At 63.0% G+C, this 16823-nt stretch carries 19 protein-coding genes and 1 pseudogene; 9 read left to right on the top strand and 11 right to left on the bottom strand.

Annotation, left to right across the window (positions count from 1 at the left end; translation table 11 throughout):
* Positions 1-32 precede the first annotated feature (32 nt).
* Positions 33-203 (top strand): KOW domain-containing RNA-binding protein, encoded by a 171-nt coding sequence (locus BLT92_RS20595; protein WP_172802572.1) that lies wholly within the window; start codon positions 33-35, stop codon positions 201-203.
* Positions 204-233: 30 nt separating this feature from the next.
* On the opposite strand, the gene BLT92_RS07830 is transcribed toward BLT92_RS20595, so the two are convergent.
* Together BLT92_RS07830 and BLT92_RS07835 are read right to left on the bottom strand one after the other, a co-directional pair.
* Entirely contained in the window at positions 234-647 is a 414-nt protein-coding gene (locus BLT92_RS07830) for a VOC family protein (protein ID WP_092104623.1), read from the bottom strand.
* 9 nt (positions 648-656) lie between these two features.
* Positions 657-1034 (bottom strand): DUF6841 family protein, encoded by a 378-nt coding sequence (locus BLT92_RS07835; RefSeq protein WP_092104625.1) that lies wholly within the window; start codon positions 1032-1034, stop codon positions 657-659.
* Between the two features lie 116 nt (positions 1035-1150).
* Here BLT92_RS07835 and BLT92_RS07840 point away from each other — a divergent pair, with 116 nt between their 5' ends.
* Entirely contained in the window at positions 1151-4237 is a 3087-nt protein-coding gene (locus tag BLT92_RS07840) for a DEAD/DEAH box helicase (protein ID WP_092104628.1), read from the top strand.
* A gap of 71 nt (positions 4238-4308) precedes the next feature.
* Complete coding sequence (locus BLT92_RS07845; protein ID WP_092104630.1) at positions 4309-4944, top strand: hypothetical protein; 636 nt, start codon at positions 4309-4311, stop codon at positions 4942-4944.
* A 57-nt stretch (positions 4945-5001) separates the two neighbouring features.
* On the opposite strand, the gene BLT92_RS07850 is transcribed toward BLT92_RS07845, so the two are convergent.
* Positions 5002-5283 (bottom strand): metal-sensitive transcriptional regulator, encoded by a 282-nt coding sequence (locus BLT92_RS07850; protein ID WP_231939146.1) that lies wholly within the window; start codon positions 5281-5283, stop codon positions 5002-5004.
* 221 nt (positions 5284-5504) lie between these two features.
* Here BLT92_RS07850 and BLT92_RS07855 point away from each other — a divergent pair, with 221 nt between their 5' ends.
* Together BLT92_RS07855 and BLT92_RS07860 are read left to right on the top strand one after the other, a co-directional pair.
* Complete coding sequence (locus BLT92_RS07855; protein ID WP_407922877.1) at positions 5505-5717, top strand: hypothetical protein; 213 nt, start codon at positions 5505-5507, stop codon at positions 5715-5717.
* Positions 5718-5770: 53 nt separating this feature from the next.
* The gene (locus tag BLT92_RS07860; protein ID WP_092104634.1) at positions 5771-7189 is read left to right on the top strand and encodes an MBL fold metallo-hydrolase; all 1419 of its coding nucleotides are present in this window, start codon (positions 5771-5773) and stop codon (positions 7187-7189) included.
* A gap of 247 nt (positions 7190-7436) precedes the next feature.
* On the opposite strand, the pseudogene BLT92_RS07865 reads toward BLT92_RS07860, so the two are convergent.
* A pseudogene (locus tag BLT92_RS07865) lies at positions 7437-8338 on the bottom strand (IS110 family RNA-guided transposase); the annotation flags it as partial.
* 41 nt (positions 8339-8379) lie between these two features.
* On the opposite strand from BLT92_RS07865, the gene BLT92_RS07870 reads away from it, so the two are divergent.
* Positions 8380-8769 carry an MFS transporter gene (locus tag BLT92_RS07870; RefSeq protein ID WP_092104638.1) on the top strand — a complete coding sequence of 130 codons (390 nt, stop codon included), beginning with the start codon at positions 8380-8382 and terminating at the stop codon, positions 8767-8769.
* Positions 8770-8783: 14 nt separating this feature from the next.
* On the opposite strand, the gene BLT92_RS07875 is transcribed toward BLT92_RS07870, so the two are convergent.
* Positions 8784-9329 carry a MarR family winged helix-turn-helix transcriptional regulator gene (locus tag BLT92_RS07875; protein WP_157691388.1) on the bottom strand — a complete coding sequence of 182 codons (546 nt, stop codon included), beginning with the start codon at positions 9327-9329 and terminating at the stop codon, positions 8784-8786.
* 387 nt (positions 9330-9716) lie between these two features.
* Between BLT92_RS07875 and BLT92_RS07880 the strand changes: the two genes are divergently transcribed.
* Positions 9717-10925, top strand: a complete 1209-nt coding sequence (locus BLT92_RS07880) for a Fic family protein (protein ID WP_092104643.1) — start codon at positions 9717-9719, stop codon at positions 10923-10925.
* Positions 10926-10937: 12 nt separating this feature from the next.
* On the opposite strand, the gene BLT92_RS07885 is transcribed toward BLT92_RS07880, so the two are convergent.
* Positions 10938-11513, bottom strand: coding sequence for a YdeI/OmpD-associated family protein (locus tag BLT92_RS07885; protein ID WP_092104645.1), 576 nt, complete (start codon positions 11511-11513; stop codon positions 10938-10940).
* Between the two features lie 17 nt (positions 11514-11530).
* Entirely contained in the window at positions 11531-12565 is a 1035-nt protein-coding gene (locus BLT92_RS07890) for an NAD(P)-dependent alcohol dehydrogenase (protein WP_092104647.1), read from the bottom strand.
* A 94-nt stretch (positions 12566-12659) separates the two neighbouring features.
* Here BLT92_RS07890 and BLT92_RS07895 point away from each other — a divergent pair, with 94 nt between their 5' ends.
* Positions 12660-13247: a TetR/AcrR family transcriptional regulator gene (locus BLT92_RS07895; protein ID WP_092104649.1), complete on the top strand. Its 588-nt coding sequence runs from the start codon at positions 12660-12662 to the stop codon at positions 13245-13247.
* A 7-nt stretch (positions 13248-13254) separates the two neighbouring features.
* Here the strand turns inward: BLT92_RS07895 and BLT92_RS07900 are convergent, their stop codons facing one another.
* Complete coding sequence (locus BLT92_RS07900) at positions 13255-14205, bottom strand: AraC family transcriptional regulator (protein WP_092104651.1); 951 nt, start codon at positions 14203-14205, stop codon at positions 13255-13257.
* Positions 14206-14279: 74 nt separating this feature from the next.
* On the opposite strand from BLT92_RS07900, the gene BLT92_RS07905 reads away from it, so the two are divergent.
* Entirely contained in the window at positions 14280-15059 is a 780-nt protein-coding gene (locus tag BLT92_RS07905) for an SDR family NAD(P)-dependent oxidoreductase (protein WP_092104653.1), read from the top strand.
* Between the two features lie 12 nt (positions 15060-15071).
* Here the strand turns inward: BLT92_RS07905 and BLT92_RS07910 are convergent, their stop codons facing one another.
* From BLT92_RS07910 to BLT92_RS07920, 3 genes are all read right to left on the bottom strand, one after another.
* A complete protein-coding gene (locus BLT92_RS07910) occupies positions 15072-15821 on the bottom strand; it encodes a VOC family protein (RefSeq protein ID WP_197679687.1) in 750 nt (249 codons plus the stop codon).
* 78 nt (positions 15822-15899) lie between these two features.
* Entirely contained in the window at positions 15900-16325 is a 426-nt protein-coding gene (locus BLT92_RS07915; RefSeq protein ID WP_092104655.1) for a VOC family protein, read from the bottom strand.
* Positions 16326-16449: 124 nt separating this feature from the next.
* On the bottom strand, positions 16450-16776 hold the full coding sequence (locus tag BLT92_RS07920) for a CHY zinc finger protein (RefSeq protein ID WP_092104657.1): 327 nt from the start codon (positions 16774-16776) through the stop codon (positions 16450-16452).
* Between the last annotated feature and the right edge of the window lie 47 nt (positions 16777-16823).

Genomic DNA, 16823 nt, shown 5'->3' on the forward strand with positions numbered 1-16823 from the left:
CAGCTGGAACCTGCTCGTGTTTAGACTGAACCATGACTGAGTTCAATATCGGCGACACCGTCCAAATCACCAGCGGGCCAATGGCACACAGCGTCGGTACCGTCGTCTACCTCTATGAGGAGACGGGCAAGTACCTCGTGCGAACCGGCGTGGGCGCGCAGGATTACTATGCGCCGGACGAGTTCGAGCTATACAACCCCTGACTCGTCTGGCTGGCGAACTGGTGCATCAGATCAGTGCACGAAGATGCAGAACGGATGGCCAGCGGGATCGGCGAACACGTAGAGCGGTTCATCCTCGTCTTCGGCGCGGTCGAGAAGCAGGCGAGCTCCCAACTCCAGGGCGCGCAGTTTGTGTCTGACGAGTTCTTTTTGATCCACAACGGTGAAATCGAGATGCAACTGCATGGGCACTGCGAGATCCGGCCACGTGCTGGGTTCCAAGCTCTCTGTCTGCTGGACGGCGACCATTCGGCGGCCCTCAGCATTGGTGAGCACCAGCCAATCGGCGTCATCCGCGTCGGTGCCCACAGAAGGCTCGTCTCCCGGGCGGTAGCGATAGCCGAGCAGCTGCCGATAGAACTCGGCGAGCCGTCGCGGCTCGACAGCATTGATGACGGTGTGCAGCAGCTCGGGATAATCGGCCATGCCTGATCGTCACCCCTCCCCAGCCAACGTCAGCGGAGTAAGGACACCGATTTTCCACTCGTTTCCGGTCAGAACGAGCTGATACATGTTCCGCTCGCTGGGAGCATCGCCATGATAGTCCCATGTCACGTCGGCCCAGATGCTGTGACCGGTTTCGGCGACCACGTTGATGGCGACGTCGATGTCCGTCACCTTCTCGTATTGGCCGAACGCTCCGGCGAAGAACTCCACAGTCTGGCGTTCATCGGTCACAGCCAAGCGCTGACCGGGGAATTCGATCTGTGCCGGCACGGCATAGTGGTCGGCGATCGCAGCGGCATCCCGGTCGAGGGGTGCCCGCGTGTAGGTGTCGAAGAACTCAGCGCAAACATCATTGTTCCCATCCATGCCGCCGATGTTACCGCCCACCCCTGACGTAGGAGCATCACGAAAGCACCGACATGTGACCACCGCCAGCCGATGCCATCACCGTCCACGTCAGTCGGGAATGAGAAGATGGCACGGTGCCCGACAGCAACCACACCTCGTCCCACCACACCGCCGGTTGGCGTGACGCTTTCGCCTCCCTCGCCGAGGTGGCCCCGCAGTCCTACACGCCCGTGGCCTTGGGATTCGAGCTCGTCGAGGTCGTGGCCCGCACCTGGTTCGAGCCGAAGCACACGGTCGTTCTGGAGAAGCAGGAGGTCTCCCCCGGGACCGATCCCAGCCTAGCGATCCGTCCGCTTGTCCTCAGTGAATCCGGCAATTGGGTGAAGAAGTCACTGACCTGGCGCACCATCGACCGCATGGCCAGGCAGTTCAGCGTCGACCCCCGCCATCAGGAATGGTTCACTCAGCTCGCGGGACTGCGCACCCGGGACAAGACGGACTTCACGCCCGATGGTGCGCCGTACAACCTCGGCGATTTTCACACTCCACTGTTGTGGGACATGTTCGCTCAGGCCACTGAGCTCGGGATCGAACTCGTCGGAGTCAATCAGGGCATGAACGTGCACATCGGGCGCGAGGCGAAGGCGATCATCGACGTCAATCGCGTGAAGAACCAACTTCGGGTCCAGCCGCGGGTGAGCATCGATGAACGCGAATTCTCGCCGGGGTTGACCAAGCCGATCTGGATGCACGGGTTCTTCGGCGTCGACTTGCGCTCGGGCTTCACCGTGACCCTGGCCCCAGCCGCCAAAGCGACGGCGCAATCGGCACTGTCAGTCTTCGCAGCACCCGGCCCGATCGCGATCCCCGCAAGCGAGTCCGAGGAGTTCTTCGAGGAGTACTACCCACTTCTACGCACCTCCGCCGAGGTCGTCAGCACCGACGAGACCGTGAAGTTCCCCCGATTCAGCCAGCCGCAGCTGGTGCTCTTCATGGTCTACGGAGCGAAGGACCACCTGAGCCTGCAGTGGTATTGGGAGTACACGGGGCCGCGCCGGACCCTGCCCGTGGTCCCCCTGTCGAAGCTCGGCACCTCGGCCATTCGCAGCACCGCGGCTGGGCGCGCCACAGCAGGCACACGCGGCACAGCAAACCCGCCCACCATGGCGACCCCGGACCCGCGCGACAATCGCGACCTTGAGCACGAGGGCAGCGTCCTCGGGCAGGTCGAATCCGTCCTCGCCGAGACCCAACCGCCCGGCCATCCGCGCGACATGGAGCTGACCGACGTCGACACCGCGGACTTCGTCGTCAACGCCTTACCTGAGCTCGAGGAGATCGAGCACGTCAAGGTCATCACGCGCGGGAAGAAGCAGCCCTACCGTGAACTCGGCGGCGAACCGAACATCACCATCACCTCGGTCGAGTCGGAGAAGAACGACTGGTTCGATCTCGGCTTCCAGATCAGCGTCGACGGCCATCCTGTCCCCTTCGTCAAACTCTTCAAGGCACTGGCGTCGGGCACGAAGAAGATCAAACTCGTCGACGACACGTTCCTGTCTCTGAACAAACCCGCCTTCGACAAGATCAAGGCTCTGCTGGCCGAGGCTGATCTCATCCCCGAGTGGGAGCCCGAGTCCCCGAAGATCGCCCGCCTGCACGCGGGCCTGTGGGCCGAGTTCGAGGACTTAGCCGACGAGTCACTGCCGGCCCAGTCATGGCGGGAATCCGCGCAGGCCCTGCTTGACCTCGACCAGCTGCCCGCCACTCGGGTGCCGGCCCTGGGCGGTGTCACCATGCGCCCGTACCAGGTGCAGGGGTTCCGGTGGTTGGCGCTGTTGCACAGATGCCACCTCGGCGGGGTCCTCGCCGATGACATGGGCCTGGGCAAGACCCTGCAGACGCTGGCACTGATCGTCCACGTCAAGGCCGAGGCCGCGGCGTCGAGTGACGCGGGGCCGCACCTGCCGTTCCTCGTCGTCGCCCCCACCTCGGTGGTGGACAACTGGGCGAAAGAGGCCGCGAAGTTCACCCCCGACATCGACGTTCGCGTCGTTGCAGAGTCGACGAGGAAGAGGCAGAAGCCCCTCGCCGAGGTGGCCGCTGGTGCCGATGTCATCGTCATGTCCTATGCGATGCTTCGCTTGGACGAGGACCCGATCTCGCGCCTGGAGTGGGCGGGATTTGTTCTCGACGAGGCACAGTTCGTCAAGAACAGCTCCTCCCAGGTCCACCAGGCTGCGAAGTCCGTCAACGCCCCGTTCCGCCTGGCGCTGACGGGCACTCCCATGGAGAATTCGCTGCGCGATATGTGGTCCATCTTCGCCATCACCGCGCCCGGTCTGTTTCCGAGTGCACACCGCTTCGACGAAGAATACGTCCGACCGATCGAGGGCGGGGAGAACCCGGGACGCATGGGACGCCTGCAGAGAAGGATCAAACCGTTCATGCTGCGCCGGACGAAGGATCTCGTTGCTGCGGATCTGCCGGAGAAGCAGGAGCAGGTCATCAATGTCGAGCTCAATGCCGCGCATCGCACACTCTACGATCGGGTGCTGCAGAAGGAGCGGAAGAAGATCCTCGGCTTCATCGACAGCGACTACGACAAGCAGCGCTTCATCGTCTTCCGGTCACTGACCCTGCTGCGCATGCTCGCCCTGGACCCGCGCATCGTCGACGGCGAACACGAGGGTGTGCCGTCGAGTAAGCTTGCGGCCCTCATGGACCGACTCGAGGATGTCGTGGCCGAAGGCCATCGGTCGATCGTGTTCAGCCAGTTCACCTCGTTCCTGACCAAAATCACCGAAGACCTCGCTCGCCGAGGTGTCCCCTACGTCCTCCTCGACGGCTCCACGAGAAATCGCGGCCAGGTCGTCGAAGCGTTCCGGACCGGCGAGGCTCCCGTCTTCCTCATCAGCCTCAAGGCCGGCGGGTTCGGACTCAACCTCACCGAGGCTGACTATGTCTTCCTCATGGACCCGTGGTGGAATCCGGCGACGGAGAATCAGGCGATCGATCGTGCCCACCGGATCGGGCAGACGAAGAACGTCATGGTCTACCGCTACGTTGCCGAGGGCACGATCGAGGAGAAGGTCCTGGCCCTGCAGAAGAAGAAGGCCGAACTCTTCGACTCCCTCATGACCGACGGGCAGAACTTCGATGGTCAGGCGTTCAGCCAGACGGTCACGGCCGAGGATATTCGGGGACTGTTCGAGGGATAGGGGCTCAGCCGTCGACCGCACCAGGGCTCTCGCTCATGAGGGTACCTCGACCGACTATTCTGATAGTGACGATGACTGAGGATTCGAAAGCGGCGGCCCGAGAGCAGCGCTGGCAGGCACGCCTGGCAGTGCCGGTTCTGGTGGCCGCACTCGTCTCGATTCCCGCCGTGTTCCTCACCTTCCTCTCCGAGCCGTGGAGCGATGCAGGAAGAGTCATCAACCTCCTCTCCGGTTTGGTTCTCGTCGGGGAGACCCTCATCCTCTTCCTCGTCACTCCGAGCAAGAAGTCCTGGTTCAAACGGCACCTGTGGCTGGTGGTGCTCACGGTTCTCGTGGTCATCGGAGTCGTCTTCGCCCTCGGGCCCGTTCAGCTGTTCCGCATCATCCGGCTCGTCGGCGCTCTGAGGATCCTGCGTACCGGCAGGATCATCAAGGCCGGACGGCTCCTATCCGGACGCATCAGCGGCAGATGGAATCGGCTCGCAGCACTGGGCGTCTCGATTCTCGTGGCGATCTTCGTTGCCGCCACACTTGCCGATCCGAGTTCGACTGTGCGCGAAATCCTGCGCGGCGTTCTGCCGTTCGACTTCGGACCCATCGCGGTCATCGTCTCCGGGCTGGTCTTGGCGGGAGCGACCTTCATCGTCCTCTTCGATCGCGGGAGCAAGGACGAAGAGGACGAGGAGACAGAAGCCGACCCGGGCTGAGCGCAGCTACCTCCTCAGCGCAGGCGGGTCTGCGTTCCCAGTGAGGGCGGGAGTCCCTCAAGCCAGAGTCAGGAAGAGCTTCTCCAATTCGTCGACCTGCGCGCGGTCCTCCGTCTCGTCGTCGAGGCATTCGCGCAGCGCAGTCGAGATCACAAGGAAGCCGGCACGGTCGAGGGCCTTGGTCACGGCCGAAAGCTGGTGGACGACATCGCGGCAATGGGACCCATCCTCGACAGCGCTGATGACAGCACCGAGCTGTCCCTGCGCGCGACGCAGCCGATTGACGATCTTCTTCTGTGCCGCCGGATTCGACAGGACGTTCTCAGGCGCCGGCTCCAGTCCGGTCGCTCCAGTGCTGGTCGCGGTCGCGCCGGCGAGCTCAGCCCCAGCCTCGGCCTCGGCATTCGTTCCCGGGTGTCCTGCGGGCAGAGTCTGGTCGGTCATGAGCGTTCCTCCATCGTGGTCGTTCTGTACTCGAGTTGACAATCAGTATACCCCCATAGGTATATTGAAGTCATACCCACCGGGGTATCCGAAAACAGAATCCCGAACACTTTCCGATGACAGCGATGAAAGAGGCCACCATGTGCAGAGCAGTGACGTGCAAAGTCTGCGAGAAGACGACCTGGGCCGGATGCGGCAACCACATCCAATCAGTGAAGCAGTCCGTGCCCAACGGACAGTGGTGCAACGGCGAGCACACCAACGCTGAGGTCGAAACGGCTCGCACGAACAAGAGAGTCGGCTTCCTCGCTCGCCTCCTCGGCCGCTGAGATGCGGCGGCCGACACACAGAACAAGAGACATCGGACAAGGAAGGGCCCCAGATGCTGCTCGAAAGAATCTATGACGAAGACCTGGCTCAGGCGAGCTACCTCATCGGCTGCCAGGCCAGCGGCGAGGCCATCGTCGTCGATCCTCGGCGCGATATTGATGACTACCTCCGCCTCGCGGACCAGCATGGCCTGACGATCACGATGGCAGCCGAGACGCACATCCACGCAGACTACCTCTCGGGCACCCGAGAGCTGGCCGCGGCGACGGGGGCGCGGATGCTCGTCTCCGACGAGGGCGGACCGGACTGGACCTATGGTGACGCCTTCGACGAGGCGGAGCGGATGAAGGACGGGTACACGATCGTCCTCGGCAACATCACGCTCATGGCTGTGCACACTCCCGGCCACACCCCCGAGCACCTGTCGTTCCTCGTCACCGACGGGGCGCAGGCCGATGCCCCAGGCTTCATGCTCACCGGTGACTTCGTCTTCGTCGGCGACATCGGCAGGCCCGATCTGCTCGATGAGGCCGCTGACGGCGTCGACACCCGCTTCGCCGGAGCACAGGAGCTGTTCGCCAGCCTCCGTGATCGACTGCTGTCCTTGCCCGACTACGTGCAGATCCTGCCGGCCCACGGCTCCGGCAGCGCCTGCGGCAAGGCGCTGGGCGCAGTCCCGACGAGCACCGTCGGATACGAGCGGAACTTCTCGTGGTGGGCGAAATTCGTCGAGAACAACGACGAGCAGGGCTTCATCGACGAACTGCTCGCCGGCCAGCCGGACGCCCATGCCTATTTCGCCCGGATGAAGGTCGAGAATCGTGAAGGGCCGAAGCTCTTCGGCACAGCGGCTCCGCTGACCGAGTATTCGGCCGCGGGTCTGCGTTCGGCGCTGCAGGCCGACGAGGCCGTCTTCGTCGACACTCGCAGTCACGACGAGGTTCACGGAGGCACAGTCGCCGACTCGCTCAACCTCCCCGGGCTCGGGAAGGCCGCGAGCTTCGGCGCCTGGGTCTATGATCCGACCGTCGATTCCACACCGCTCGTCGTCCTCGCCCGTGACAACGCGAGAGCCGAGGCATTCCGGGCACATCTGATGCGTGTCGGCATCGACACCGTCACCGGTTACATCACCTCACTCGAGGGACTCAACCTCACGATCCCGGAAGTCATCTCGCCTGAAGATCTGCCGGACTTCGAGCACAGCCTGCTGCTCGATGTGCGCAATGCCAATGAGTACGCCCAGGGACATCTCCCCCAAGCGCAGCAGCTCAGCGGCGGCCGCGCCCTCTGGGAACAGGACCGGCTTCCGAATTCGGGCACGATCGTGACCTACTGCCAGACCGGCAAGCGCAACAGCGTCACCGCCAGTGCGCTGCGGCGAGCCGGACACCGGGTCGCCGAACTCGACGGGTCCTATGCGGCCTGGACCGCACTGCCGGGCAATGGCCCGGTCACCGCATCGGTCTGAGCCAGACTGAGCCGGTCGGGAGCGGCGACGACAGTGGAACGTCATTGGGCACTGTCTGGCCCTGCCGGCTCGTGTAGAAAAGTTCGCGCTGCCGGCCGCTGCTTTGCCCATATCCCTGACGAATTGTCTGCCGACCCGTTACCTTTTAAGTAGCCCCAACATCCGTCAGGATAGGAGGGGTCGCTGGTCTGAGGACCTCGGCATGATTTATGCCCCCAGTCATCATGATCCGAATCTTCTATATCAGTCAATGCACCTCGGGACTGGTCTCAGTGCTGGCATGAAGTGCGTTGAGTGCTCGGTACAAGTGACGAGCGAGATAGCGCTTGAGGCACCGACGAATCTCTCGTGGAGTCTTGCCCTCCGTCGTTCGCCGGTCAACGTACTCCTGAGTGCCGGGATCGTGGGCCATCCTGACCACGACGGCCATATGCAGTGCACTATTGAGACGACGATCGCCACCACGGTTGAGCCGATGGCTGACAGTGTTTCCCGACGACGCTGGGATGGGATTGACTCCGGCAAGGGCGGCGAACGCAGCCTCGGAACGCACCCGCCCCGGATGCGACCAGACGGTGTAGACGACTGCAGCATTGACCGGTCCGATCCCGGTCTCTTCCAATAGCGCGGCAGCGGGCGTGGCCGGGAGCATTTCAGTGATGCGCACATGGTTGTCTTTGAGCTCGAGATCGAGGGTCGTGATGCGTTTGGCCAAACGGGTGGCTTCGATTCGCGCCGTCGAGGCCGACAGCTCCTCACGACGCGTACGCCAGTGTGCCACCGTCGTGATTTGGTCGGGCGTGAGTGCGTGACGAGCGTCGATATCGAGGTCGACGCTGCGTAATAGAGCGATGAGCGCGTTGACTTTCGCAGTGCGTTCGTCGGTCATCTGTTCTCTGGCCGCGAGCAGGACACGCAGACTCGCTCGTGCTCCTTGATCGTGGCGTGGGATTCGCGACTTTGCTCGGTCAAGCGGCAGGTTGGCTGTTGCAATGGCAGCGGCATCCAGCGGGTCGGATTTACCGGCCCTGGCCGTGCTGAAGCGTAGGCGGTGACTCTGGGTGCTTCGATGACTTCGTATCCGTCTCGTGCGACGGTACCGGCTAGCAGTGCTCCATAGCTTCCTGTGCCTTCGATGACCCATAAGCTGGCGAGGTCGTCACCGATCCTTGCATCAGTCCCTAGGAGCAGTGGCCGGTGGTGTATTCGCGGCCCGCCGGGGGTGGGTGAGCGTGCGGTCTCTGGTGTTGGCCACGGCCGTGTTCGGCGCTGCACTGGCCGTCAACGCCGCTGCTCCGACGCTGACGCTGTTCCTGCTGGCTGCCCCCACGCTGGGGGTCGGTCTGGGCTACTATCAGGGGATCGTGAATGCGGCTGCCCAGGAATCGGTGCCGCCGAGGTTCATCGGCCGGATGATGTCCTGGGTGACCCTGGGCAGTTATGGAATGGTGCCTTTCGGGGCGCTGGCGATGGGCTGGGTGATCGACGCCAGCTCCGGACGGGTGGCGCTCGGAGTCTCGTCGGCGAGCGTCCTGGCCTGTGCGGTACTGGTTGGGCTGCGGGCACGGCCTCAATCGTAGGCGGCGGTACCTCTTCAGGCTGGCGGGGTGCCGTTCGCCTCACGATCGAGGGCCTTCAAGCGGCTGGCCGCCAGCCGGGAAGGGACGTGTCGCGGGCGGCTGGTGAGCTGGCGGCGGGTGACCGCTTCGGCTTCCGCCTCGTCATCCCCGAAGTACCCACCCGCCAACTCCCGTGCCGCGTGGTCAAGCACCGCGACGATGGAATTGCCGAGGTCCTCACCTACGGCCTCCGTCAGACGGCGTTGGTGGTCGCGAAGCTCCTGGGTACAGGTCTGGACGAGATCCCAGCCGGTTTTCGTGAGCTGGACCAGGCGGATCCGGCGGTTAGTTGGGTGGCTTCCGCGCCTTACCAGACCGAGCTCGAGCAACTCGTTCGCCACGAGGTGTGCGGCCTGGGAGCTGACGAAAGTACGTCGGCCCAGCTGGGCGTTGGAGAGCGGCAGCCCCTCTCCCAGGACCTGGAGAACGAGGAACTGGGACAACGTCACCCCATGGGAGAGCGACAAGTTCTCCGTGAACCGATCGAGAGCACGCCCAAGACGGTAAGCCGTGTAGTTCAATCGGTCAGTGGCTGGTTCACCCCGGGGGTCTCGATCAAGGTCCAGTCACCGAGAATATCAAGTTGTTTGTCATACCCAATCACGCCCCGTGGTGGAATCCCGCGACGGAGAAGCAGGCGATCGACCGAGCCCACCGTATCGGACAGACGAAGAACGTCATGGTCTACCGCTACGTTGCCGAGGGCACGATCGAGGAGAATACGGCCGAGGATATTCGGGGGCTGTTCGAGGGGTCGGACTGCGATGCCAGCTACCTATCCAAAACGTGCAACCCGCCTCAACAATGTCAGACACTCGTTACAAATATTTACTTTAAGTACATTAAAGTAAATATTAAGCTGTACTTTTCACACATATGCCCACCCTGCCCCGAGAGGAGACCAGTCCATGCCCTACACCGTCGAACTCCGATGGACTCCTCCGAACCCAGCCGGGCTGAGCAAGAAGAACAGAGCCTCAAGTACATACCGCGCATATCTGCCCGATGAGCTTGCCATCACGCTCCCAGAACTCGGCGCCAAAGCACAGTATGCAGCCGAGGAAGCGGCGGTCGTCCTCGCTCGACTCGACGAGCGGATCAGTTCGTCGGGCAGCACCTACCTCAACCATCTGCTTATCCGGTCCGAAAGCATCTCCTCCTCGTGGATCGAGGGCAATCGACTCAGTCCGAAGAAACTGGCCATCGCTGAGCGTCTGAAGTACGGCGATCGTGTGGCCCTAGATGTCATCGCCAACGTACGGGCAACTGAAAACGCCATCGACGAGATCGCCGACCCACTTCGGGCGATCAGCGTCAAGGACATCGAAGACCTCCAGCACTCGATCGAGCCGCGGCTTGCCTTTGGACTGCGAGAAGCCCAGAACTGGGTGGGCGGCCCGGGCAACAGCCCGCTGCGCGCAGAGTTCGTACCTCCACCACCAGCTGAGGTTCCACGGCTCGTCGCGAATTTGGCTGCGTTCATCACGGCCACGGAGGGCAATCCGGTCATCCGCGCCGCAATCGCCCATGCTCAGTTCGAAACGATCCATCCCTTCGCCGACGGGAACGGCCGAACTGGGCGAGCGCTCGTCCACACGGTCCTCAAACGTTCCGATGCACTCCGTACTGTGCTCGTGCCGATCAGCACGGTCTTCGCGGCCAACACGAACGCCTATATCGGTGGCCTGAACGCGTATCGCAAAGACCCAGCCGACCTTGATCAGTGGGTCATCTCCTTCGCCGAGGCGGTCGAAGCGGCCGCCGCAAGCGCTGTCCTCCTGGCCGAAGACATCGAAGCGCTGGATCAGACAGTTCGCCTCGATCTCGCCGAGCACCGCCGCGAAATCGGCAAGTCACCGATCCACCCGAGGGCCGGTTCGGTCATCCTCAAAATCCTCGACTGCTTAGCGCGAGAGCCGGTGATCACCATCGATTCGGTGGCGGTCGAGCACGGAGTCTCTCGCGCTGCTGCCCATAGGGCTCTCGTCGAGCTCGCCGAGGCAGGGATCCTCAGGAAAACCAAGAATCACAAAGGCAAGATCGTCTGCTATTCGGCAGACCAGCACCTCGCGTATGTTGAGTTGCCGGAGGCGAACCACCGGGGCCGAAAGGGCTGAGCCTCAGCCTTGTCACTGGTCGACCTCGCCGAGGCGGTCGACGAGTCGAGCGATGATCCTGGCCCTTGTCTCGTCGCTGCGGGCAGTGAGAATCGGCAGCATTGCTGAGTACCGCTCTGCACGAGTGAACCGATCGAACGCGGCGTGGGCCTCTGGCGCTCTGGCGAGAGCATCACGAAGATCATCGGGAATGGTCACCCGCGCCTGCCCAAGGTACGCATTGGCCCAGCGTCCGTCCGCTTTGGCAGCAGCGACCTCGGCGGCACCGCGCTCCCGCATTCGTCTGTCGTCGCTCAAGCGTTGGACGATCTCGACATTGCGCTTCGACCAGTTCGAGCGGGAGCGGCGGGGAGTGAAGCGCTGGACGAATGTCGTTTCGTCGAACTTTCGACGTTGTCCGTCGATCCAACCGCTGCACAGGGCTTCTTCGAGAGCCTCCTGGTAGCTCAGAGATGTCGGCGTGGTGACGTTCTTCTTTGCCAGCAGCAGCCACACGCCGTCTGATGTGCCGTCATTGCGCGCCAGCCAGTCTCGCCACTCGGCAGTATCGGCGAGGATGAGCGGGTGGTGCTGGGGATGCTCGGTCATGACGCCATCCTGCCGGATCAATCCAGGTCGGACATGTCGAGGACGAATCGGTACCGCACATCGTTTGCTGCGAGTCGTTCAAGCGCCGTATCGACCTGTGAGGACGGCAGCACCTCGACGTCGGGGACGACCCCGCTGTCGGCACAGAACTGCAGCATTTCAGCGGTCGAAGGTCGACCCCCGCTGCCTGCGGAACTGAGCTTCTTTCGGCCGATGAGCAGGTCGGCGACCTCCACGGTGAGCGCACCCAGATAGCCGAGGACGCTGAGAGTCCCGTCCAGCCCGACCAGCTTGAGATAGGGTGCGATGTCGTGTGGTGCCGAGACGGTGTCGATGACGACGTCGAAACTCTCCCTCGCCGCGGTCATCTGCGCAGAGTCGGTGGAGACGATGAACCCATCCGCGCCGAGTCGGCCGGCATCGTCGGCCTTGTCCGAGGAGCGGCTGATCACGGTCGCGGTGGCACCGAGTGCGACCGCGAGCTTGACTGCGAGATGGCCGAGGCCTCCGAGCCCGACCACAGCAACACGTACACCCGGCCCGACATCCAACGCGCGCAGCGGCTCCCAGACGGTGATGCCCGCGCACATCAGCGGTGCCGCCGCGGCTGGATCCAGCCCCTCGGGAAGTCGGTAGGCGAAATCTTCGCGGACAACGTACTCCCGCGAGAACCCGCCCAGGGTCGTCGATCCGTCGACACGATCCTTCCCTCCATAGGTCAGGGTGGGAAACTCGTGGCAGAAGTTCTCCTGTCCAGCCCGGCACATCCGGCACTGACCGCAGGAATCGACGATGTTGCCCACCGCGACACTGTCGCCGACGGAGAAAGCTGCCACCTCGAGCCCGACCTCGGTGACGACGCCGGTGAACTCGTGCCCTGGAACGAGGCGCGAGTGACCATCATGGTCACGCAGTGCCTGCAGGTCGCTGTGACAGAGCCCGCAGTAGTCAACCCTCACAGCGATGTCATCCGGGCGCAGTTCGCGCCGCTCCAGCAGACCTGCACTCAATTCCGAGGAGCCAGTCGCCTGCCATCCAGTGGTCGTTCGCATCACAGATCTCCCTGAATAGACCATTCGGTCTATTCAGCGTACTGCCACCCTCCCTGTAAAGCAAACCAACTGGTCTGTTTGATACTGTGTTTGCATGCCCGAACAACCCCAGACCCCCCGCGGGGCGGCGACCTACCAGCGCATCCTCGACGCCGCCACCAAGGAGTTCGCCCAGCACGGCATCGCCGGGGCCCGCGTCGACCGGATCGTGTCGGCCGCACGGACGAACAAGGCTCAGCTCTACTCCTACTTCGGCGACAAGGGCCAGCTCTTCGACGCCATCTTCCTCGATTCCCTCGACAGCATCACCAACACGGCGCCCATCGATGCCGAGGACCTCGCCGATTGGGCTGTGCGCCTCTACGACGAATACCTCCGTCGCCCCGACCTCATCCGACTGGCCACCTGGACGCGATTGGAGAGACGACCCACGGGCCACCTCTCCGAAGCCCACGATGACTATGATGACCACAAACTCTCGGCCATCGCCGCTGCTCAGAAGTCGGGCCAGGTCCGGGATGGCGACCCGTTCGACATCATGGCGATGGTCATCGCGATGTCGATGGCGTGGTCGCCGGTGAGCAATGTCTACGCCGCCGACAGCAGTGAACCCGCCGAGGCGCACTCCTCCCGTCGGAGGCTGCTGCGTGAGTGCGTCTCCCAGGCCATGCGACCCCACTGACGCAGGGTCAGACGTGGGCCGCAGTCTTCTTCGGAGACTGCAGAGCAAGCATGCGCGTCCGATACCGTTGAGGAGATTCGCCCACATTGCGCTTGAACGCGGAGCTGAAGGAACTCTCCGAGGAATACCCGAGCTTGAGGGCGAGCAGTCGCATTCGCGAGTCGGCTGAGCGCAGTTCGCGCTTGGCCAAGAGCATCCGCCACCGCACGAGGTAGGTCAGCGGCGGCATGCCCGCGACCTCGCGGAAGCGAACGGCGAAGGCCGTGCGCGACATCGCTGAGGCCTGGGCGAGGTCGTTGAGTCCCCAGGCTACCTCGGGGCGTTCATGGATGAGGTCGAGAGCAGGCTTCAGCCGATCGTCGCCCAGCAGCCTCAGCCATCCCGATGGAACGGCGGGCTGATCGGCGAACGCCCGCAGGACGTCGAGAATGAGCAGTTGGCTGTACTCACGGACGGCGAAGTCCGCGCCGGGTCGTTTCGAGGAGATCTCCTCGAAGAGGCGATCGATGGTCCCGCTCACGCGCGAGGACGATGGGGAGGAGGTCCGGATGTGGGCCACCGGCGGCAGCGCATCAAAGAGGAGCTCATGGCCGGCGGAATCAAGGTCGATCCGACCGCCGATGAAGATGTCCGAATTCTCAGGGTCAGCGACGTCGAGGCGAGCGATCTCACCGTTCGACGGCTGCGCCACCTGGGTCAGCGGCCCGTCACCGGCGCCCCCGCGCAGGCAGAGCCACGACCGGGCATTGAGGATCGCCACTTCTCCTTCAACCAGCGTGACCGGAGCCTCGATTCCATCGGTGCTCAGTGTGGCCCGTCCGCGCACAATCGCGCAGAATTTCAGTTCCTCGTCGACCTCTGATTCCGCCGACCACTGGCCGCTGACGGCAGCACCACCGGAGACCACACCACGCACCGCGATGAGGTCGAGCACTTCTGAGAGATGATCACCAGCCATGCCTGAACTATAGAGCATCATTTGCGGACTCTGCATTATTACAAGTACGAAAAGAACCAGGCAGATTAGAAGACATGAATACAGAAACCACTACCCCATCAACGCCCACATCACATCCAGTCGCCCTCATCAGCGGCGCGAACAGAGGAATCGGCCTGCAGGTCGCCAAGGACCTGACAGCCGCGGGCTTCACCGTCCTGCTGGGATCCCGAGACGAGGAGAGCGGACGTCGGGCTGCTGCCGAGATCGACGGCCACGCCACCGCCCTCCAGCTCGACGTCACCGACGAAGACTCCATCAGTGCGGCCGCAGAACACATCAACGCGGAGTACGGCCGCCTCGACCTGCTGGTCAACAACGCTGGAGTGTCGTTCCTTGGAGATCGCAGCACACCGCTGCCTGAGAGAGCCCGCTCCGGACTGGTGACCAATGCGCCGCTTGAGACAGTGCGGGATATGTATGAGATCAATGTCTTCGGAGTCATCGCGCTGACACAAGCTCTTCTTCCGCTGCTGCGCGCCGCGCCCGGGGCGCGCATGGTCAACGTCGGTAGCGGCGGTGGCTCGCTGGCGGCGAACGCCGATCCTGAAAACCCGCATCGGCAGATGTTCGGCCTCTACTCCGTGACTAAGACTGCCCTGCACGCAGTGTCCCTGGCCTTCGCCACGGCACTCGACTCAGAGGGCATCCCGGTCAACACCGTCGACCCGGGAATGACGTCAACAGCACTCAACGCCTTCCAGGGAACGAAGACCGTCGAACAGGGTGCGGCCCATATCGTCACCGTGGCACTGCGCGGAACCGAGGGCCCGACAGGGACCTTCACCAGCGACGAAGGCACGGTGCCGTGGTGATCGGCAGCTTCATCAGCTCGAGTGCTCGGCACTGCAGGCCAGAACAGCGCCGGCTGGGTCAGCAATGACGACGTTCCGGTGGCTCTCGGTGTCGAAGGGCTCGAGCACGACCGTGCCGCCCAGCGACTCAACGAGCGCTGCGGTGGTGTCTGCGTCGCTGATGGCTACGTTGACTGCCCAGTGAGGGGGCGCATTGCCTGCGTCGGAGAGCAAACCGATAGTGTGCCCGTCGAGACTCCACCGTGAGAAGGGAGCAGCACCCGAGACCTCGTGGAGTTCCCAGCCGAAAAGCGCACCGTAGAAATCCTGCGACGCTCGAGCGTCGGGGCTGTGGAGCGAGGACATTGACCAGGAGTTGGTCTCGCCGACAATCTCGGCCCCCTCGACGCCCTGGCCATCATTGACACAGAAGGGGATGCCGCTTGGATCTGCGAGGATCGCGACTCGTCCACCCGAATTCTGTTCCAAAGACGGCAGGAGACAGCTTCCACCCGCGGTTTCAGCCTCGGCGATCGAGGCATCGACGTCGTCGACGAGGATGTGGATCAACCACCCGGCTGGAACTGCCCGCGGTGCCTGAGCGATACCAGCGACGCTCTGCCCATCCAACCGAGCCACGAGCACATTGTCGTTCTCACCGGGGTCCTCGACGGCCCAGCCGATGAGCTGAGTATAGAACTCGGCCGCCTCCGACACGTTCGGCTGGAGAGTCTCGATCCAGAACGGGGCACCGATCCAGTGAGTGCTGTCGTTGGCCATCATTGCCTTTCAACCATCGCGGACTGCCGCAGGCTCTCAGCTCTGCTCATGATTCGACAATAGTTACTCTTCCCCGGCCAGTCACTCCCCAGGACCGTCAGAAGACTGGGCGGTATCGACGATCCACGGCACTCCGTACCGGTCGAGGCACATGCCGAACCCTTCGGACCAGAACGTCGGACCAAGCGGCATTTGGATCTCGCCGCCGTCGGCCAGCGCAGCGAAGACCGTGTCAGCAGTCGCCAGATCGGCGGCCGTGTAGGACAGTGCGATACCCAACCTGGGGCCACCATCGCCCGTGGTGTCATCGGATCCCATGAGCAGCGTGTCATCGAAGGTCAAGGCGGCATGCATGACCGTGTCATCGGTCGAACCGGGCATCCGCTGGTCTTCGGGCACGTCCTTCATCGGCATGATCGTCAATTCGCCGCCGAAGATTTCCTGGTATCGCTTGAAGGCTTCAGCGCATTTTCCGTCGCTATAGAAGATATAGGCATCGATAGACATCTTGCGTCACCTCTCGAATCATTCATTGATATGGAGAATCAGTGGTTCCAAGTGCAGCGTGCTCCTGCCAGGTTACGCGCGCAGTGACACCACATGTGCAGTCAGGCGGGGCGCAGAGGTGCCTCTACTGGGAGCTGAAATAGAAATCCGCGTGTGCCGCACAGCGCGGATTGAATGGTGCCGCGCAATCCGGGCACGCGCTCACACCCAGGTAGGCGTCGATCGTCAGCTCCGTCCAACACTGTCCACAGAGAATGGCCTTCTGATTCCACTGCTCGCGGGGCCACTGCTGGGCCGAGTGTTCAGCACATTCGAAATGACACAAATGACAGGGAAAGTACCGGTCGCAGCAGGCAAAGCGAATGGCGATGATGTCGAGCTCGGTCGAATAGTGCACGCATCGAGTGTGCTCATCGACGGTCTTGCCGAAAACTCGGGGTGTCGTCGTCACGGCTCACCTGCCTCCTGCTGGCCCTGCTCCCTGTATTCCCAGCCTAG

It is taken from the genome of Brevibacterium picturae (genome assembly GCF_900105045.1).
In the GTDB taxonomy this organism is placed as follows: domain Bacteria; phylum Actinomycetota; class Actinomycetes; order Actinomycetales; family Brevibacteriaceae; genus Brevibacterium; species Brevibacterium picturae.